At 62.4% G+C, this 18,069-nt stretch carries 17 protein-coding genes and 3 tRNA genes; 6 read left to right on the plus strand and 14 right to left on the minus strand.

Annotation, left to right across the window (positions count from 1 at the left end; translation table 11 throughout):
* The first annotated feature begins 311 nt into the window (after positions 1–311).
* From BN1134_RS03430 to benD, 4 genes are read left to right on the plus strand one after another with little or no spacing between them, the layout of a single operon-like run.
* Positions 312–1,688: a Rieske 2Fe-2S domain-containing protein gene (locus BN1134_RS03430; RefSeq protein ID WP_042045248.1), complete on the plus strand. Its 1,377-nt coding sequence runs from the start codon at positions 312–314 to the stop codon at positions 1,686–1,688.
* A complete protein-coding gene (gene benB, locus BN1134_RS03435; protein ID WP_042045249.1) occupies positions 1,685–2,176 on the plus strand; it encodes a benzoate 1,2-dioxygenase small subunit in 492 nt (163 codons plus the stop codon). The genes BN1134_RS03430 and benB overlap by 4 nt, the downstream gene beginning before the upstream one ends.
* A gap of 16 nt (positions 2,177–2,192) precedes the next feature.
* Complete coding sequence (gene benC / locus BN1134_RS03440; RefSeq protein ID WP_042045250.1) at positions 2,193–3,221, plus strand: benzoate 1,2-dioxygenase electron transfer component BenC; 1,029 nt, start codon at positions 2,193–2,195, stop codon at positions 3,219–3,221.
* Positions 3,218–3,997, plus strand: coding sequence for a benzoate diol dehydrogenase BenD (benD, locus tag BN1134_RS03445; protein ID WP_042045252.1), 780 nt, complete (start codon positions 3,218–3,220; stop codon positions 3,995–3,997). Before benC ends, benD begins: the two co-directional genes overlap by 4 nt.
* A gap of 464 nt (positions 3,998–4,461) precedes the next feature.
* Here benD and BN1134_RS03450 read toward each other — a convergent pair.
* The 11 genes from BN1134_RS03450 to BN1134_RS03500 all read right to left on the minus strand — a co-directional run bounded on the left by BN1134_RS03450 (position 4,462) and on the right by BN1134_RS03500 (position 14,304).
* Positions 4,462–4,547: transfer RNA gene (locus BN1134_RS03450), tRNA-Leu, on the minus strand.
* A 44-nt stretch (positions 4,548–4,591) separates the two neighbouring features.
* Positions 4,592–4,665 (minus strand) — tRNA-Cys (locus BN1134_RS03455).
* An 18-nt stretch (positions 4,666–4,683) separates the two neighbouring features.
* Positions 4,684–4,759, minus strand: a tRNA-Gly gene (locus tag BN1134_RS03460).
* Positions 4,760–4,939: 180 nt separating this feature from the next.
* Positions 4,940–5,494 carry a CDP-diacylglycerol--glycerol-3-phosphate 3-phosphatidyltransferase gene (gene pgsA, locus BN1134_RS03465; protein WP_042045253.1) on the minus strand — a complete coding sequence of 185 codons (555 nt, stop codon included), beginning with the start codon at positions 5,492–5,494 and terminating at the stop codon, positions 4,940–4,942.
* Between the two features lie 126 nt (positions 5,495–5,620).
* Positions 5,621–7,468 (minus strand): excinuclease ABC subunit UvrC, encoded by a 1,848-nt coding sequence (gene uvrC / locus BN1134_RS03470; protein WP_042045254.1) that lies wholly within the window; start codon positions 7,466–7,468, stop codon positions 5,621–5,623.
* A gap of 70 nt (positions 7,469–7,538) precedes the next feature.
* Entirely contained in the window at positions 7,539–8,183 is a 645-nt protein-coding gene (uvrY, locus tag BN1134_RS03475; RefSeq protein ID WP_042045255.1) for a UvrY/SirA/GacA family response regulator transcription factor, read from the minus strand.
* A gap of 204 nt (positions 8,184–8,387) precedes the next feature.
* Complete coding sequence (kdsB, locus tag BN1134_RS03480) at positions 8,388–9,137, minus strand: 3-deoxy-manno-octulosonate cytidylyltransferase (RefSeq protein ID WP_042045256.1); 750 nt, start codon at positions 9,135–9,137, stop codon at positions 8,388–8,390.
* The gene (locus BN1134_RS03485; RefSeq protein ID WP_042045257.1) at positions 9,134–9,322 is read right to left on the minus strand and encodes a Trm112 family protein; all 189 of its coding nucleotides are present in this window, start codon (positions 9,320–9,322) and stop codon (positions 9,134–9,136) included. The genes kdsB and BN1134_RS03485 overlap by 4 nt, the downstream gene beginning before the upstream one ends.
* A 4-nt stretch (positions 9,323–9,326) precedes the next feature.
* Complete coding sequence (lpxK, locus tag BN1134_RS03490; protein ID WP_042045258.1) at positions 9,327–10,292, minus strand: tetraacyldisaccharide 4'-kinase; 966 nt, start codon at positions 10,290–10,292, stop codon at positions 9,327–9,329.
* Positions 10,292–12,046, minus strand: coding sequence for a lipid A ABC transporter ATP-binding protein/permease MsbA (msbA, locus tag BN1134_RS03495; RefSeq protein WP_042045259.1), 1,755 nt, complete (start codon positions 12,044–12,046; stop codon positions 10,292–10,294). The genes lpxK and msbA overlap by 1 nt, the downstream gene beginning before the upstream one ends.
* A gap of 32 nt (positions 12,047–12,078) precedes the next feature.
* On the minus strand, positions 12,079–14,304 hold the full coding sequence (locus tag BN1134_RS03500) for a DNA internalization-related competence protein ComEC/Rec2 (protein ID WP_042045260.1): 2,226 nt from the start codon (positions 14,302–14,304) through the stop codon (positions 12,079–12,081).
* Positions 14,305–14,410: 106 nt separating this feature from the next.
* On the opposite strand from BN1134_RS03500, the gene BN1134_RS03505 reads away from it, so the two are divergent.
* Both BN1134_RS03505 and BN1134_RS03510 read left to right on the plus strand, forming a co-directional pair.
* Positions 14,411–14,893 (plus strand): DUF2062 domain-containing protein, encoded by a 483-nt coding sequence (locus BN1134_RS03505; RefSeq protein ID WP_042045262.1) that lies wholly within the window; start codon positions 14,411–14,413, stop codon positions 14,891–14,893.
* A gap of 61 nt (positions 14,894–14,954) precedes the next feature.
* Positions 14,955–15,452, plus strand: a complete 498-nt coding sequence (locus BN1134_RS03510) for a DUF2062 domain-containing protein (RefSeq protein ID WP_042045263.1) — start codon at positions 14,955–14,957, stop codon at positions 15,450–15,452.
* A 39-nt stretch (positions 15,453–15,491) separates the two neighbouring features.
* On the opposite strand, the gene sstT is transcribed toward BN1134_RS03510, so the two are convergent.
* The 3 genes from sstT to sixA form a co-directional block, all read right to left on the minus strand.
* Entirely contained in the window at positions 15,492–16,745 is a 1,254-nt protein-coding gene (gene sstT, locus BN1134_RS03515) for a serine/threonine transporter SstT (protein ID WP_042045264.1), read from the minus strand.
* Between the two features lie 411 nt (positions 16,746–17,156).
* Positions 17,157–17,363 (minus strand): DUF1107 domain-containing protein, encoded by a 207-nt coding sequence (locus BN1134_RS03520; protein ID WP_042045265.1) that lies wholly within the window; start codon positions 17,361–17,363, stop codon positions 17,157–17,159.
* 126 nt (positions 17,364–17,489) lie between these two features.
* Positions 17,490–17,954, minus strand: a complete 465-nt coding sequence (gene sixA, locus BN1134_RS03525) for a phosphohistidine phosphatase SixA (protein ID WP_042045266.1) — start codon at positions 17,952–17,954, stop codon at positions 17,490–17,492.
* Positions 17,955–18,069 lie beyond the last annotated feature (115 nt).

Raw genomic sequence — 18,069 nt, forward strand, 5'->3', positions numbered from 1 at the left:
CTATGTCAGCAACCATGCCCCCCATTAAGATCAGACCGACCCGCCGCCCATGCTCATCGGGCGTATCAAGGTGGGGATGCTCAGATAAGGAGTGGGGAAAGCCCTCCTCCATCGCCGGGTCGGCTGAGGGCTGTATCAGCCCAAAGTGCGTGATGTTGACCATCGATAGCCCCGCTCACAAGGCGGCCCGCCACCCCGAGCGACGGCGCGCGCATAAGCGCCCTCGCGCCTGAACATCCATCGCTGCTTGCAGCCTGCCGACCGGCCCGCCCAACGCGGGCCGGACAATTACACCACATGGAGTGAAAGAGATGACTGACCAACTGGACCGGCTCGAACAAAAAATCCGGGGCGCGGTAGAAGCCGACCCGCAAACCGGCCACTACCGCTGTGATCGCCGCATGTTTACCGATAAAGAGCTGTTCGACCTGGAGATGAAGCACATCTTCGAAGGCAACTGGGTGTATCTCGCCCACGAAAGCCAGGTGGAGCGCCCCAATGATTACTACACCACCACGATCGGTCGCCAGCCGGTGCTCATCACCCGGAGCAAGGAGGGCGAGCTGCACGCCCTGCTCAACACCTGCTCCCACCGGGGGGCAACCCTGTGCCGCAAGAGGCGCGACAACAAGGCCTCGTTTACCTGCCCCTTTCACGGCTGGACCTTCAAAAACGACGGCACGCTGCTCAAGGCCCGCGATCAGCAAAAAGGCGGCTACCCGGAGAGCTTCAGCCACGACGGCTCCCACGATCTGAAGCCGCTGCCGAAGTTCGAGTCCTATCGCGGCTTCCTGTTTGGCAGCCTGAGCGCCGACGTGCTGCCGCTGACAACGTATCTGGGGGAAACCACCAAGATCATCGACAACATGGTCGATCAGGCGGAAGAGGGCCTCGAGCTCCTGCGCGGCAGCTCTACCTACACCTATGAAGGCAACTGGAAGCTGACCACCGAGAACGGCGCCGACGGCTACCACGTGGGCACGGTGCACTGGAACTACCTGTCCACCATGGGTCAGCGCAACTATGAAAAAGGCGGTACCGAGGCGGTGGATGCCAAGAGCTGGTCCAGCGAAGGGGGCTTCTACGCCTTTGACCACGGCCACATCATGCTGTGGACCCGGCTCACCAATCCCCAGGTGCGCCCGGTGTTCAATCACCTGGCGCGACTGCAACAAAAAGTCGGCGAGGCCCGTGCCGATGCCATCGTCAACACCACCAAGAACCTGTGCCTGTACCCCAACGTCTACCTGATGGATCAGTTCTCCACCCAGATCCGCGTGCTGCGCCCCATCGCCGTCGACAAGACCGAAGTCACCATCTACTGCTGGGCCCCCAAGAACGAGCCGGCCGCCGAGCGTGCCAAGCGCCTGCGCCAATATGAAGACTTCTTCAACGTCAGCGGTATGGGGACACCGGACGATCTGGAAGAGTTTCGAGCCTGCCAGCAGGGTTACCAGGCCCGTGGCATGCAATGGAATGACATGAGCCGGGGCGCCGCCCACTGGATTGATGGCCCGGATCCCGGCGCCGATGCCATCGGCCTTACGCCGCGGCGAAGCGGAGCCAAACCGGAGGATGAAGGCCTCTACGTGACCCATCACCAGCACTGGGTCAACGAAATGCTACAGGCGGTGGCCACCGAACGCGCCCAGCAGATCGCCATCACCGAACAGGAGACGCTCGCATGACCATGCCCATTGAACAGATCCAGGCCTTTGTGTTTCGGGAAGCCCGTCTGCTGGATGATCGCCAGTGGGAACTATGGTTGCAGTGCTACAGCAAGGAGGTCGTGTACTGGATGCCCGCCTGGGACGACGATGACAGGCTGACAGAGGATCCCCAGAGCGAGATTTCCCTCATCTATTACCCCAACAGGGAAGGACTGGAAGATCGCGTCTACCGCATCAAGACCGAGCGCTCGGGTGCCAGCTCACCGCCAGAGCCGCGCACCACTCACCTTATCAGCAACTTGGAGATCCTGGCGCAAGATGCCGACACCGTGAAGCTGCGCTTTAACTGGCAGACCCTCAGCCACCGCTACCAAAAGACGCAGACCTACTTTGGCACCTCCTTCTACACCCTGGATACCCGCGGCGAGCAACCGCTGATCACGGAAAAAAAGGTGATCCTAAACAACGACTACATCAATCAAGTGATTGATATCTATCACCTGTAACCGGCGGGAGCAGAGCATGAGCTACAACATTGCCCTCAACTTTGAAGACGGCGTGACCCGTTTTATCCGCTGCAACGCAGGGGAAACCGTGCTGGATGCGGCCTATCGCAACCGGATCAAGCTCCCCATGGACTGCGCCGACGGCGTGTGCGGCACCTGCAAAGGGCGCTGCCGCCAGGGAAGCTTCGAGCTGGGTCATGACTACATCGACGCAGCTCTGACCGAGCTGGAGCGGGCCGCAGGCAACATCCTGACCTGCCAGATGGTTCCCTCCAGCGACTGCGTGGTCGATATTCCGGCCGCGTCCACCCTGTGCAAAACCGGCACCACCGATTTTGGCGGCACGCTGGCCGAGATCACCCTGGTCTCCCCCACCGCCATCGCACTGAGCGTGGTGGCCGATGAGCCCATCCACTTCCTGCCCGGCCAGTACGTCAACATCCAGGTACCGGGCAGCCATGAAACCCGCGCCTACTCTTTCAGCTCCCGCCCGGGGTGCCGTGAGCTGCACTTTTTGATCCGCAACGTCCCCGGCGGCCTGATGAGCACCTGGCTGGTGAGACAGGCCAGGCTCGGCGAGCGCCTCACGCTGAGCGGCCCCATGGGGGTGTTTTACCTGCGCCCAGTGGTGCGCCCTGTGCTGATGCTGGCTGGCGGCACCGGCTTGGCGCCGTTCCTGGCCATGCTGGCGCAGCTCAAGGTGACGGGCTGCAAGCAGCCGGTGCACCTTATCTACGGCGTCACCCATGACGACGATCTGGTGGGTATCGAGGCACTGGAGCAGTGCGCAGCCGAACTGGATCAGTTCAGCTTCAAGACGGTGGTGGCTGACGCCAACAGCCGCCACCCGAACAAGGGGTATGTGACCCACCACATGGAGCAAGCTCTCATGGAACAGGGTGAGGTGGACGTGTACCTGTGCGGGCCGCAACCCATGGTGGACGCCGTGCTGACACACTTTCGTGACCAGGGCATTGAGCCCGCCTCCTTTCACTACGAGCGGTTCAGCCCCAGCATCGTCGCCATCACGGAGCACGTCGCATGAGCGCCCGCTTTAGCAACAAGGTCATGGTGATCACCGGCGCAGCCCAGGGCATAGGGCGGCGGGTAGCCGAGCGGGCAGCGGCGGAAGGCGCCCGCCTGGTACTGGCTGATCTGGCGGAGTATGTGCACGATCTGGCGGCCGAGCTGCAACGTCAGGGCCGCGAGGTCATCGCCGTGCAGACCGATCTGGAAACGTGGGAAGGCGCTGAAACCCTGATGAACCAGGCGCACGAGCGCTTTGGCCGCATCGATATCCTGATCAACAACGTAGGCGGCACCATCTGGGCTCAACCCTACGAGCACTACCGCCCGGAGCAGATCCACAAGGAGATCCAGCGCTCGCTGTTTCCTACCCTGTGGTGCTGCCGGGCCGTGCTGCCCTATATGCTGGCGCAGCAGGGGGGAGCCATCGTCAACGTATCGTCGGTGGCCACTCGTGGCGTGATGCGGGTGCCCTACGGCGCAGCCAAAGGGGGGGTCAATGCCCTCACCGTCAACCTGGCCTTTGAATATGCCGAGCAAGGGATCCGGGTCAACGCCACCGCCCCCGGAGGCACCGAGGCGCCACCCCGGCTGACCCCGCGCAATACCGCTCCCCAGGATGAGCAGGAAGGGCTGTGGTACCAAACCCTGGTGGATCAGACCAGAGCCACGAGCCTGATGCACCGCTACGGCACCCTGGATGAACAGGCGTCGGCGATTTTGTTTCTGGCATCCGGTGACGCCAGCTACATCACCGGCACGATTTTGCCGGTCGCCGGCGGTGACCTAGGCTGATCAGCTGCCAAGGCGGCCCTAAGGCGGGGCCGCTTTTTACTCGAGCTGTGCCCTCCCCCAACATCTGGCGGGGGGTCAGCTGACGGCATCCGCGGCGCTGCGGCAAACAGCGCTCAACCAGAGCAGCAGCGCCACCTGCACCTTCCCCCTTTCTGGGGAAGATGCGGCTCTGGCGCTCTTAATATCGTTTGTAACGGCGACGCTCTAGCGCGCTACGCCATGATGCCGCACGAGGTGGCGGCACTGTTGCCCCACTCGATGCGGCTTAACTGGCACTCATTGATGGGGTAGGAGCCTGCTCCTCTGCTTCAAGCGAGCCTCGAGGTGAGCATCGATGGACTTTCGGATGTGGACTAAACCTGCGTGGACATAATATGGGCATCAGCGATGTGCGCTGCATAAACAAAAAAGACCACTCGTTGGAGTGGCCTTTTTTAACATGCTGATATTACAGCATTAAATCGTGGTGCCCGGAGCGGGAATCGAACCCGCACAACCAAAGGTCGAGGGATTTTAAATCCCTTGTGTCTACCGATTTCACCATCCGGGCAGAGACTGATTGCAACAGGGCCCGCTCTGCGGGCCCTGAGAATGTGGAGGCGCGTTCCGGAGTCGAACCGGACTAAACGGATTTGCAATCCGCTACATAACCGCTTTGTTAACGCGCCATGCTCTCAACGAGAGATTGGAGCGGGAAACGAGACTCGAACTCGCGACCCCGACCTTGGCAAGGTCGTGCTCTACCAACTGAGCTATTCCCGCCTGTCTTCGGCTTTCGCCTTGACTGTGACGCAGCATTCTATCGGCTTGCCGCACTGAGTCAACCCAAAAAAGTTAATTGACTGATCGTTCGAGCATTTTTTGCCCCAAAAGAGGCGCCAAGGGCGCAAAAACAGAAGACCCGGCCAAGCCGGGTCATTCCGTTCACCCTCTCCTGCTCACTCAGAAGCGAGAGTGGTAGCTGAGATCGGCCCAAGCGGCCCGCAGATACTGAAACATAGACCAGAAGGTGAGCACGGTCGCCACATAGAGCAGCAGATAAGCCAACCAGATCATCCAGATGTCGTACTGCCAGATGAGCCCGGTCAGTGACACCATCTGGATGGTGGTCTTCCATTTGCCAATCCAGCCGACCGCCACCGAGGAGCGCTTGCCAATCTCCGCCATCCATTCACGCAGGGCCGAGATGAGGATCTCGCGGCCAATCATGGTCAGCGCGGGAATGGTCACCCAGACCGTGTTGTAGTGCTCGACAATGACCACCAGCGCGGCCGCCACCATGATCTTGTCGGCAACCGGATCGAGAAAAGCCCCGAAAGCCGTGGACTGGTTCAGCTTGCGGGCCAGATAGCCATCAAACCAGTCGGTCACCGCCGCCAGAATGAACACCACGGCAGCCGCCATATAAGACCAGTGATACGGCAGATAGAACAGAACGACGAAGAAGGGGATCAACAAGATCCGGAAGTAGGTCAGCAGGTTGGGGATATTGGTCATTATTGTCAGCCACTTCAACAGAGAGCGAGGGCGATGGGCGGCAATGCCGCAGCGCCGGGGATCCGAGCTGGCTCGGAAATGCGCCCGAAGGCAGCCCGGTCATTATGGCATTGCCACCCGCCTGCGTCACCCGTTTGCGCCGTGAAACGCGGCATGGATCGCTTCGGCCATGGCCAGGCTGATCCCCGGCACCTTGGCCAGCTCCTCTACCCCGGCACGTTTGACCTCTTGCAACCCCCCCAGGTACTTGAGCAGCGCCTGTCGCCGCTTGGGGCCCACGCCGGGGATCTCCTCAAGCGAGCTGGTGACCCGCGCCTTGGCGCGCCGCGCCCTGTGCCCCGTGATGGCAAAGCGGTGCGACTCGTCGCGGATATGCTGGATGAGATGCAGCGCCGGCATGTCGGTCGGCAGGTTCATCTCTTCGTGGCTCTCGCCGATGATGAGGGTCTCCAGGCCCGCCTTGCGGGTGACCCCCTTGGCCACCCCGATCAGCAGCGGCTGCTTGCCGCTGAGCTTATCCAAGTGGCAGGCGAGGATCTCCTCGGCACGGCGCAACTGGCCGAGGCCACCGTCGATGAAGAGGATATCGGGCACCTTGTCGGCATCCTGCTGCTTGCCAAAGCGCCGCTCCAGCGCCTGCTCCATGGCGGCATAGTCATCCCCACCAGTGATCCCCTCGATGTTGAAACGGCGATACTCCCCGCTGATGGGCCCCTCGCGGCCAAACACCACGCAGGAGGCCACGGTGCGCTCCCCCATGGTGTGGGAGATGTCAAAGCACTCCATCCGCGCGATGGGGCGCTCGAGCTCAAGCAGCTCTTCGAGCTGGCGCAGCCGCTCGGTCATGGTGCTCTTGTGGGCCAACCGTGACTGCAAGGCGGTCAGCGCATTGGTGCTGGCCAACTTGATAAAACGCGCCCGATCGGCGCGGGTGCGGCTCACTACCCGCACCTTGTAGCCGGCGCTCTGGCTCAGTGTCTCGGCGATCACCTCTTCGTCCTCAAGCGCCACATCGAGCAGCACCTCGCTGGGGATCTGCCGCCCCGACTGGCCCGAAAGATAGAACTGGAGCAGGAAAGATTGCACCACCTCTTCGAGCGGCGTATCGCTTGGCACCTTGGGAAAGTAGCTGCGCGAGCCGAGCACCTTACCCTGACGGATAAACAAGACGTGTACGCAGGCCGTGCCCTGGCTCTGGGCCACCCCCACCACGTCGAGATCATCGAGCACGTTGCCGCTAACCGACTGCTGCTCGGTCACCCGGCGCAGCGCCTGGATCTGATCGCGAAACCGGGCCGCCTCCTCAAAGCGCAGCTCCAGGCTGGCGCTCTCCATCCGCTCCACCAGCCGACCGATCACCTCCTGATCCTTGCCCACCAGAAACAGCCGGGCCAGATCGACTTGGCGGGCATACTCCTCGTCGCTCACCAGCCCCGCCACGCAGGGGCCGGCGCAGCGCCCCAGCTGATACATGAGGCAGGGGCGCGAGCGGTTGGCATAGACGGCGTCTTCACACTGGCGCACCGGGAAGATCTTCTGCATCAGGTGCAGGCTCTCGCGCACCGCCCCCCCCGAAGGGTATGGGCCGAAATACTCCCCCTTGATTTTGCGCGCACCCCGGTGCACGCCGATGCGCGGGTGGCGCTGATCGGTGATGATGATCCAGGGATAAGACTTGTCGTCGCGCAGCAGCACGTTGTAGCGCGGCTGGTACTGCTTGATGAGGTTGTGCTCGAGGATCAGCGCCTCGGTCTCGGTGTGGGTCACCGTCACCTGAATATCCGCGATCTGGCTGACCAGGGCGCGGGTCTTGGCGCTGTCGACCTGCTTGCGAAAATAGGAGGAGAGGCGTTTTTTGAGATCCTTGGCCTTGCCCACATAGATGACGGTGCCGCCCGCATCATACATGCGGTAAACGCCGCTCTGGTGGGTCACGACCTTGAGAAAGGCCTTGCTGTCAAACTGCTCGCTCATGGTGCTCCATCAAGGGAAAAGGCGGCCATGGCCGCCTTCCTTATGCTGTTTACTGCGTTGCCACTGCCGCTCAGAGGGTATCGGCATCCAGCATGCCATAACGAATGGCGAGGTGGGTCAACTCCACATCCCCGTTGATGCCGAGCTTGCTAAAGAGCCGATAACGGTAGCTGTTGACCGTCTTCGGGCTCAGGTTGAGCTGCTCGGAGATCTCGTTCACCTTCTGCCCCTTGGTGATCATCATCATGATCTGCAGCTCGCGCTCGGAGAGGGACTTGAAGGGGTTCTCGTCATGGGAGGCAAACTGGCTCAATGCCATCTGCTGGGCAATCTCCGGGGAGATGTAACGCTGGCCCGAGTGCACCAGACGAATGGCCTGGATCATCTCCTCAGGGGCGGCGCCCTTGGTGAGGTAACCGGCCGCGCCGGCCTGCATCACCTTGGTCGGGAACGGGTTTTCCGAATGGATGGTGAGCACTATGATGCGCACATCCGGGCGAATTCGCAGGATCTTGCGGGTGGCTTCCAGTCCGCCGATGCCAGGCATGTTCATGTCCATCAGAATCACATCCGGATGATTCTGGCGGCAGTAGGTCACGGCCAGCTCACCGCTTTGCGCCTCACCCACCACCTTGATCCCGCGGACATCCTCCAGGATGCGTCTTATCCCGGTACGCACCAGCTCATGATCATCGACCAGAAATACATTTATCACCCGGATTACCCCATCTTTTTATATTTTTATTGCCCGGCGGGCATACCACACTTGTCTTGCATCATAACGAAACTGATGCGTTTGGCAAACACCGGCTTTCAGGGTGCGCTAAGATCCGACACGTCCCAACAAATCAGATAATTAGCGTCAAAAAGCCACGTCAGATATGCATAAAAAAACAGCGCCTTTGGCGCCGTTTTTACCTCATTTAGCGAGCAGTGCCCGCACCTTTTCCAGGTCCGCCTGAGTATCCACCCCGACCGGCGGGGCCTCAAGCGCCTCGGCCACGTGGATCTTCTCCCCGTACCAGAGCACCCGCAACTGTTCGAGGGCCTCTATCTGCTCCAGCTGGCTCGGCGCCCACTGCACATAGCGCTCGATAAAGCCGGCGCGATAGGCATAGATGCCGATGTGGCGCTGGAACCAGGGGCCAATCGCCTCGTGGCTCGCCGCGAAGCGATCCCGCTCCCAAGGGATGGGGGCGCGGCTGAAGTAGAGGGCATAGCCATCCTTATCGGTCACCACCTTCACCGCGTTGGGATTGAAGGCCTCGGCCGCATCGTGAATGGGCACGCTCAGGGTCGCCATCGGAGCATCGGCCGCCGCCAGATTGTCGGCCACCTGGCGGATGATGGCGGGCGGGATCAGCGGCTCGTCCCCCTGCACGTTGACGATGATGGTGTCGGCGGCAAAGCCGCACAGACGGCACACTTCGGCCAACCGCTCGGTGCCGGACTGGTGATCGGCCGAGGTCATGCACACCTCGACGCCGCTACCGGCCAACGCCGCCTGCACCCGCGCGTCATCGGTGGCGACGATCACCCGCTCCGCCCCCGACTGCATGGCCTTTTCCACCACGTGCTGCACCATGGGCTTGCCGTGGATGTCGGCCAGCGGCTTGCCCGGCAAGCGGGTCGAGGCATAACGGGCCGGGATGATGACAACGAAACTCATGGGTTCAGCTCTTCCAGCGGCAGATGGCGGGCGCGGTTTTCCAAGAGCACCGGGATCCCCTCCTCCAGCGGATAGGCGAGGCGATCGAACCGGCACACCAGCTCCTGCTTGCTCTTGTCATAGTTCAGCTTGCCCTTGCAGACCGGGCAGGCAACGATATCCAGCAGTTTCGGATCGAGAGCCACTGTGTCACTCCTTTAGGGATGTCATGAGGGTGCCGAGCAGCCCTTCGGGCAGGTTGGCACGCACGGGAATATACCACCAATTCGGCCGGGCAAAGGCGCGGCACTTCACCGCATCCTTCTCGGTCATCAGCAGTGGCCGCTCGTTAAAGCGGGCCACCAGCTCGGCCTCGTCAAAGCCGTGGTGATCGGGGTAACCCTGCGCCTGCACCAGGTCGTAACCCAGCTCGCGCAAGGTGGTAAAGAAGCGGGGCGGATGGCCGATCCCCGCCAAGGCATCGACGCGCGGACCGAGCGGCCCTGTTGGGGGCGCGTCATCCAGCACTCGGCGCGGAGCATCGGGCACCAGGCGCATGGCCCACTCCCCCGGCTGCGGCTCACCGCCGTTGCAGATGATGGCGTCAACCGATGCCAGCCGTGACAGCGGTTCGCGCAGCGGCCCCATCGGCAGCAGGCACCCGTTGCCAAAGCGGCGCACCCCATCCACCACCACGATTTCAGCATCGCGGGCCAGCCCATAGTGTTGCAGGCCGTCGTCGGTGACGATGATGTCCACCTCGCCGCTTTGCTCGAGCAGACGCACCGCCTCGGCCCGCTTGGGAGAGACCGCCACCGGGCAGCCACAGCGGCGATGAATGAGCACCGGCTCATCCCCCGCCTCGGTGGTGCCGGTGTCGCCGGTCAGCCGCAGCGGATAGCCGGCAGCCTTGCCGCCGTAACCACGGCTCACCACACCGGGACGAAAACCGTGGGCACGCAAGGACTCCACCAGCCAGATCACCACAGGGGTCTTGCCATTGCCGCCCACCGAGAGGTTGCCCACCACGATGACCGGCAGCGTTGAGCGATAGGCTTGGCACCACCCCAGGCGATAGGCCGCGCGGCGGGCCCCCGAGACGGCGGCAAACAGCCCCGCCAATGGCAACAGCCCCCAGCGAAGGGGGCTCTTGTCATACCAAAGGGAGGCCATCATCAGCCCTTTTCACCAAACTGGATGGCCCGCAGCTGGGCATACGTGCCTTGGCGCGCCATCAGCTCGGCGTGGTTGCCACGCTCGACGATGCGCCCCTCGTCGATCACCAGGATCTCGTCGGCCTTCTCGATGGTGGAGAGGCGGTGGGCGATGACCAAGGAAGTACGCTGTTTGCTGAGCTCGTCGATGGCCGCCTGGATGTGACGCTCCGACTCGGTATCGAGCGCCGAGGTGGCCTCGTCGAGCAGCAGCACAGGGGCATCGCGCAGCAGGGCACGGGCAATCGCCAGACGCTGGCGCTGACCGCCGGAGAGGGAGGCCCCGTTCTCGCCAACCACGGTGTCGTAACCCTGGGGCATCTTGCTCACGAATTCATCGGCGTGGGCGGTGCGGGCCGCCTCGATGATCTGCGCGCGGCTGTAGCGCTCTTCGGCGGCATAGGCGATGTTGCTCGCCACCGTGTCGTTAAACAGGTGTACCTGCTGGGAGACCAGGGCAAACTGCTTGCGCAGCTCGCTCAGACGGTAATCGCGGATGTTGACCCCATCGAGCAGGATCTCCCCCTCATCGATGTCATAAAAACGGGTAATGAGGCTGGCGATGGTGCTCTTGCCCGAGCCAGAGCGCCCCACCAGGGCCACCGACTTGCCCGCCTCCACCTTGAAGCTGACGTCGTGCAGCGCCGGGCTCTCTTTGGTCGGATAGGTGAAGGTGACGTTGCGAAACTCAATCTCGCCGCGAGCGCGCTCCAAGGTGCGGGTGCCGCTGTCCTGCTCCGGCTCGGTATCGAGCAGGCCGAACAGGCTCTGGCAGGCGGTGATGGCGCGCTGGAACTGGTTGTTGACGTCGGTCAGGCTTTTGAGCGGTTTGAGCAGCATCATCATCGAGGTGATCATGACGGTGAAGGTACCGGCGGTCAGCTCGCCGCGCACGCTGTCGATGGTCGCAACGTAGAGGAAGACCGCCAAGGCAACCGAGGCCACCATCTGCACCACAGGGCTGCCGATGGCATCGGCGGCAACCATCTTCATGGTCTGCTGGCGCATGTTGTTGCTGACATCGAAAAAGCGCTTCTCTTCGACCTTCTGGCCCCCGAACATCAGCACCTCTTTATGACCCTTGAGCATCTGCTCGGTCGAGGTGGTGATGCTGCCTACCGCATGCTGCAACTGGCGGCTGATCTTGCGAAAACGGCGGCTGATGATGCCGATGATCACGCCAACGACAGGGCCGACGATCAGGAAGATGACCGACAGCTGCCAAGAGTGGTAGAACATCAATCCCAGCAGGCCGATAACGGTCGCCCCCTCGCGCACCAGGGTCACCAGGGTGTTGCTGGCGGCGTTGGAGACCTGGCTCGCGTCATAGGTCACCTTGGAGAGCAGATGACCGGTGTTTTGCCGATCGAAAAAGCTCAGCGGCATGATCACCATGTGGTTGAACACCTGCTGTTGCAGGCGCATCACCACATGGTTGCCGACCCAGGCCATGCAGTAGTTGGAGAGGAAGTTCGCCACCCCGCGCACCGCCACTATGCCCAGCACGAAGAAGGGCATCCACTTGAGCACGGTCGGATCGTTGCCATTGATCCCCTTGTCGATCAACGGCTTGATGGAGTAGACGAAGGTGGTGTCAACGGCGGCGTAGCCGAGCATGCCGATGATGCCGCCGATGAGTCCGAGCTTGCGATCGCGAACATAGCCGAGCAGGCGCTTGAAGATAGGCCAACTAGCCTGGTTGCTGGTTTCTTGCATGAAAGAAGCTGCTTGTGATTTGAAATGACAGGCTATTCTAGCCAAAGCGCCGGTTTCCACCAAGCTCCGCCGCGTCGGTACCAGGGACCGTGTTCACGCTCGACCCGAATATCGAGCCCCTTATCCCCTGCCGTCAGCCGCACCTCTCCCACCACACCGGTCACCCACTGCCTGGCTCCTGCCGCCTCAAAGCGGGCCACCACCTCGGGGCGCGGAAAACGCCAGCGGTTCTGAAACCCGGCGCTGTGGATCACCAGATCCGACGATACCGCCGCCACAAACGCAGGGGTCGAAGAGGTGCGGCTGCCATGGTGGGCCGAGATCAGCACTGTGCTCGCCAATCCCGCCCCATGCCGGCGCACCAGCTCGCGCTCGGCCGGCGCCTCGATATCCCCCGGCAGCAGCAGGCTCCACCCCGCTCCGGCAAGGCGCAGCACGCAGCTGTTGTTGTTGCGAGCCGAGGGGCCATGCCACCCCCCCTGCGGCGGCCAGAGCACCGCCACCTCCACCCCGCTCCAGCGCCACGCTTGACCTGCCACGCAGGGGTGGGTCAAGGGGCCAAACGGATGAGAGGAGAGTTCACGGCGCACCGGCAATGCGGCCAGCAGCGCGGCCCGATTGCCGGCGTGATCCCGGTCTTTGTGGCTCACTATCAAGGTGTCGACAACCCGCACCCCGCGCTGGCGCACTCTGGGCAGCACCACGGCATCGGCCATGTTATACCCGCCTGGGTAACGGTCACCGGTGTCGAAGATCATGGCGCGCTCGCCTTTGCTGATCACCACGGAGAGCCCCTGCCCCACATCGAGCACGCTGATCTCGACCCGCTCAGGGGATGGCCAAAGGGCAAGCCCCATCAGCCCCACCGAGGGCAACAGCAACCAACGCCCACCGGGTAATCGCCAGGCGGTGAAGGCCAGCAGCAGTGGAATGCAGAGCGATGCCCCCTCGGCAGGTAGCGGCCACCAGAGTCTGGCCCCCGCATCGAGCCAGGTCAGCAGTTGCATCACATGACCCAATAGCGCATCGGCCAGCCAGAAGAGCAGCCCCGCCCCCCCACTCCAGAATGGGGCAAGCAGGCCCGCCACCAAGCCGCAGGGGATGATGATCAGCGCAAACAAGGGGAGCAGCAGCAAGTTGAGCAGCAGCGCCAGTGGCGCCACCCCTTCAAATAGCATGAGCTGAAGCGGCAGCAATCCGAGCATCATGAGCCACTGGATGCGCCACAAGTTGGGGCGCCCCCACATCAAACCGGCCACCAGCAGCAGTGCCACCGCCAGAAACGAGAGCCAGAAACCGGCGGACCAGAGCGCCCATGGGTCCCACAGCACCAGGGCGGCAAAGGCCCACAACCAGATCCGCCACCCCGGCCAATCGCGCCTGAGCTGGCGCAGCAGGCTCCACAACAGCACCATGATGAGCGCCCGCTCGGTGGCGATGGCAAAACCTGAAAGCGCGCTATAGAGCACGGCGAGCAGGCAGGCCACCAGGCTCGCGGCGCGCAGACCAAAGAGGCCGCCGAGCCACCACCCGATCACGGCCACGATGGCAATATGCTGGCCCGAGATGGCTATCACATGGGTCAACCCGGCACCACGCAGCAGATCCCACTGCTCGCGGCTGATCTCCCCTTGCTCACCAAACACCAGCGCCCGCAGCAGCGGCGCCGTCGCCAGCCCTTGCCACGCCCGCTCTGCCGCCCCCAGCCAGCGATCGCGCCAGTGGCTGGGGGCCGGGATCACCGCCATCACGGCGCGCAAGGAGCCAGTGGCCAAGATCCCCTTGCCAAGCAGGCTACGCCGCCCATCCCAGCCGGCCTGATTGGCCAGGCCGTGGGCAGGCTTAAGGGCGACGCTCAGGATAAGATGGCTGCCGGTGGGCCACGCGGGCAGCGGCCGGTAGGCCGATATCTGGATCAGTGGCGCAGGCCAGCGTCGCTGCGTCCCCAGCCGGTCAAGGCGCAGCAGCAGGCGGGTAAAATCAGGCTCGGCGCGCTCCTGGCGTAGCAACGTCCCCTCGATCGTCACGGCGCGGTCTGCGGGCAACTCATCAAGCCAACCGAGACGCAGCAGCAACGATCCCTGCATCCAGAGCAGGCCGAGGCACAGGGCCGTCACACCGCCGCGCCAGCGCCCGGACATCGTCAGCAGGGCGAGCAGCATAGCCAGGGGCAGCAGCGCCCATGGCCAGGCCGGCAGGCGGGGCCAGAGCAGGGCCGAGCTGGCGGCCAGACAGAAACAGAGCAGGCGAGCATCCATGCCGCCAGTGTGGCGCCGCTTTGGCCATCACACCCTGTGCAAACCCGCAGGCATTGGCGAAGAGGCCGCCCGACGCTAGACTGGCCCCTTCTTAGGGGAGAAAGCGATGTTCAAACAGGTTCAGATCACCCGTGAATCCTTGCGCCAACAGAAGTGGTTCCGCCTGTTTGGCGATCGCCTGCTGGCGCCTCGGCTGTGGCAAAAGACGCCGGTGGCACTCAGTGGCGCCATGGCGGCGGGGATCTTTGCCTCCTGGATCCCGCTGCCGATGCACAGTTTGATCGCGGTGGCCGTCGCCCTCTGGCTCGGCTTCAATCTTCCCCTCACGCTGGTGGCGGTCTGGTTCAACAACCCGGCTACCCTGCCATTGATGTACCTGGCCGCCTACGAAACCGGCTGCAAGCTGTTGGGGATCCCCCCCCAGCATTTTCAGCTGGAGTGGAGCCTGCGCTGGTTCGAGCTGGAAGCCGAGCGCCTGCTGCCCCCCTTCCTGCTCGGCTCGCTGCTGCTCGGCCTGCTCTGCGCCCTGCTCGCCTACCTGTTGACCCGCCTCTTGCTGGCGCTGTGGCAACACTGGCAGCGGCGCTGACGTTGCCGTGCGGGCACGCTGCGGTTAGACTTCGCCTCCCCCATTTTTTGTGAGCCTCGCCATGACGCTTCTTGCCAGGTTACAGCGCCGGCTGCCCAGTGCCGAGGCGCTGCGCACTCACCCAAGGCTGCAACGCTTCGGTCGGCATCTGGACTGCCCCCAGCTCTGGCAGCTGGATCGCCGCAGTGCCACCCGAGCCTGCGCCGTCGGCCTCTTTTGCGCCTGGTTGCCACTGCCCTGCCAGATGCTGCTGGCCACCTTGGGCGCCATCGTACTGCGCGCTCACCTGCCACTGACCCTGGGGCTGGTCTGGCTCAATAACCCCTTCACCATGCTGCCGATGTTCTATGGCGCCTATCGCGTGGGAGCCTGGCTGCTCCCGGGTGAGCCGGCCCCCTTCTCCTTTGCCCTGAGCTGGGAGTGGCTGGCCCAGTCACTCGGCAGTGTCGGCCCCGGGCTGCTGCTCGGCTGCCTGCTTCTCGGTGGCGTGTCTGCCCTGCTCGGGGCGGCATCGGTCGCCTGGTGCTGGCCCGCAGCCAAACCGGCAGAACACCAATAAAAAACGCCCTCCGAGGAGGGCGTTTTTTCATGAACGCAATCAGACCTGGCTCGGCTCGCGCGCCGCGGCCTCACAGAGGCTCTCATCTTCCGCCATACAGGCCGCCGCCGTGAACAGCACGTCGGTGGAGCTGTTGAGCGCCGTCTCGGCAGAGTCTTGCAGTACACCGATGATGAAGCCCACCGCCACCACCTGCATGGCGATGTCGTTGCCAATGCCGAACAGGCTGCACGCCAGCGGGATCAGCAGCAGCGAGCCGCCCGCCACACCGGAGGCGCCGCAGGCACTGATGGTGGCCACGACGGAGAGCAGGATGGCCGTGCCCAGATCGACACTCATGCCCAAGGTATGCACCGCCGCCATACTCAGTACCGTGATGGTGATGGCCGCGCCGGCCATGTTGATGGTGGCCCCCAGCGGGATGGAGACCGCATAGGTATCTTCCGGCAGACGCAGCTTCTCGCACAGGGCCATGTTGACCGGAATGTTGGCCGCCGAGCTGCGGGTGAAGAAGGCGGTGATGCCGCTCTCTTTCAGGCAGGTCAGCACCAGCGGATAGGGGTTGCGCTTTATCTTCCAGAAGACGATCAGCGGGTTGACCACCAGGGCGATGAACAGCATGCAACCAAGCAGCACGGCCAGCAGCTGGGCATAGCCGAGCAGGGCACCGAAGCCGCTTTCAGCCAGGGTGGATGAGACCAGACCCAAGATGCCGAGCGGAGCACAGCGAATAACGGCCCGGACAATCCAGGTGACGCCGTGAGAGAGATCGGTGATGACCGCCTTGGTGCTGCCACTGGCGTGACGCAGGGCAATCCCCAGTGCGATGGCCCACGCCAGAATGCCGATGTAGTTAGCCTCAATCAGCGCCTTCACCGGGTTGGTCACCACGTTGAACAGCAAGGTCTGCAGCACCTCGGTGATCCCGCCCGGAGGCGTCAGCTCGGCCGAACTGGCCGAGAGGTGCAGCTCAGTGGGGAACAGAAAGCTGGCCGCCACCGCCACGGCGGCTGCCGAGAAGGTGCCGAGCAGGTAGAGCAGAAGAATGGGCTTCATGTTGGTCTTCTGGCCCTGTTTATGGCCGACGACCGCCGCCATGACCAATACAAAGACCAGTACCGGCGCCACCGCCTTGAGCCCGCCGACAAACAGCGAACCGAGCAGGCCGACTGACTTGGCGGTCTCGGGGGAGAACAGGGCCAGCAGGACGCCAAGGATCAGACCGACCAGGATCTGGCTGACGAGGCTGGTACTATTGAGCAGTCTCACGAGAGGGTGTTGTTGTTTCGTCATCTGAATCGTATCCCTGAGTGCCCGATGGCTGCGTCCGTTGCTGTGGCTCAGGCATTGCACGGCAAATCGACGCAAGGCAGCGATCCCGCCACCCATACACCCTCTAGGCACCGTTTATAATGGAGTTTCGCCGGCCTGAGCAGTTCGGATACTCCCATCAATCACGGCGAATTTCCATCACAAACACTGCGACCAGAAAAACTTTTAGCACGAATGCACGTGCGGATCACAAATCACCATCATTTCGTTTACATAAGCCAGAAAGGGCCATGGATCTCACCCGTATATACGCCAAGAGATACGACCACTTCTGCGCAAATAAACAGCCATAAATGGCGTGATGATGGGAAGGGATAATAAAGAAAAGGCGGGCCCTGATCAGGCCCGCCTTTTCACTCGAGAACGCAGTAGCTATGCCGCTTCATCGTGCAGGCGATCAATCAACTCGTTGACCTCCTGCACCGTGCTGCGATGGGGTTCGTCCGGCTGGCGTGGCATGATGAGGTGTCCCCCTTCAAAATCGAAGCGCCCCTTGCCATGCACATAAATTCGCCCCTTGAAAAAGGTTTTAACGTGCTTGGCAATCATCAGCGGAAGATACTTCTTGAACACACGCATGTTATACCCCTCGACAGTTACCCCATCCAACCACAGCGTCTGCGAAAAAGTGTGAGTAAAGAGAAATTTTATTCTTCTATTACCTGTTTATACCATATGCACGGCCAAATGTTAATGCTTTGTTTCTTAGCGGATGGTATGAGGCCCCTCTAACCAGCTCAGCTGGCCCTTGCCGTCCTGATAATCGATGCAAGCCAGCCCGGAGGTGGCAAACAAGGGGGCATCGTGGCCGGGACAGAGCTGATGCACCAGATACCCCACCAACGGCAGGTGGCTCACCACCAGCAGGCTCTCCCCCTGGCTGGCCATCGCTTCAAGATAAGCCGCCACAGAATCCGGATCCCCATAGGGGGTGATCTCGGGGCTCTCCTCAACATGGGTGGGGACAGGCAACTCCTTGCATATGGCCCGCCAGGTCTGACGAGCCCTCAGGTAGGGGCTGTGGATGACCCGATCGAGCGTCTCGAGTTGGGGGGCAAGCCAACGCGCCATCATGACCGATTCGTGGATCCCCTGCTCGGTCAGGGGGCGCTGCTCGTCACTCTTGGCGTTCATGCCAGCCTGGCCATGACGCATGATATAGATCTTCATCACTACCTCGCCCTTATCGGGCCTCCTCAATGAGCCGGGAATTTTACCCCGGCTATCTGGGTGAAACAATCGTACAGCTCTCAGAAAAGGATTTGCCTAGGAGCCCCCGTAGGTC

The sequence above is a fragment of the Aeromonas simiae genome, from assembly GCF_000820125.1.
GTDB classification, from domain to species: Bacteria; Pseudomonadota; Gammaproteobacteria; order Enterobacterales; family Aeromonadaceae; genus Aeromonas; species Aeromonas simiae.

Bases quoted from the DNA above. Each gene is read 5' to 3' on its own strand.
- BN1134_RS03430 (WP_042045248.1), top strand. From the start codon at position 312: ATGACTGACCAACTGGACCGGCTCGAACAAAAAATCCGGGGCGCGGTA.
- benB (WP_042045249.1), top strand. From the start codon at position 1,685: ATGACCATGCCCATTGAACAGATCCAGGCCTTTGTGTTTCGGGAAGCC.
- benC (WP_042045250.1), top strand. From the start codon at position 2,193: ATGAGCTACAACATTGCCCTCAACTTTGAAGACGGCGTGACCCGTTTT.
- benD (WP_042045252.1), top strand. From the start codon at position 3,218: ATGAGCGCCCGCTTTAGCAACAAGGTCATGGTGATCACCGGCGCAGCC.
- pgsA (WP_042045253.1), bottom strand. From the start codon at position 5,494: ATGACCAATATCCCCAACCTGCTGACCTACTTCCGGATCTTGTTGATC.
- uvrC (WP_042045254.1), bottom strand. From the start codon at position 7,468: ATGAGCGAGCAGTTTGACAGCAAGGCCTTTCTCAAGGTCGTGACCCAC.
- kdsB (WP_042045256.1), bottom strand. From the start codon at position 9,137: ATGAGTTTCGTTGTCATCATCCCGGCCCGTTATGCCTCGACCCGCTTG.
- lpxK (WP_042045258.1), bottom strand. From the start codon at position 10,292: ATGATGGCCTCCCTTTGGTATGACAAGAGCCCCCTTCGCTGGGGGCTG.
- msbA (WP_042045259.1), bottom strand. From the start codon at position 12,046: ATGCAAGAAACCAGCAACCAGGCTAGTTGGCCTATCTTCAAGCGCCTG.
- BN1134_RS03500 (WP_042045260.1), bottom strand. From the start codon at position 14,304: ATGGATGCTCGCCTGCTCTGTTTCTGTCTGGCCGCCAGCTCGGCCCTG.
- BN1134_RS03505 (WP_042045262.1), top strand. From the start codon at position 14,411: ATGTTCAAACAGGTTCAGATCACCCGTGAATCCTTGCGCCAACAGAAG.
- BN1134_RS03510 (WP_042045263.1), top strand. From the start codon at position 14,955: ATGACGCTTCTTGCCAGGTTACAGCGCCGGCTGCCCAGTGCCGAGGCG.
- sstT (WP_042045264.1), bottom strand. From the start codon at position 16,745: ATGACGAAACAACAACACCCTCTCGTGAGACTGCTCAATAGTACCAGC.
- BN1134_RS03520 (WP_042045265.1), bottom strand. From the start codon at position 17,363: ATGCGTGTGTTCAAGAAGTATCTTCCGCTGATGATTGCCAAGCACGTT.
- sixA (WP_042045266.1), bottom strand. From the start codon at position 17,954: ATGAAGATCTATATCATGCGTCATGGCCAGGCTGGCATGAACGCCAAG.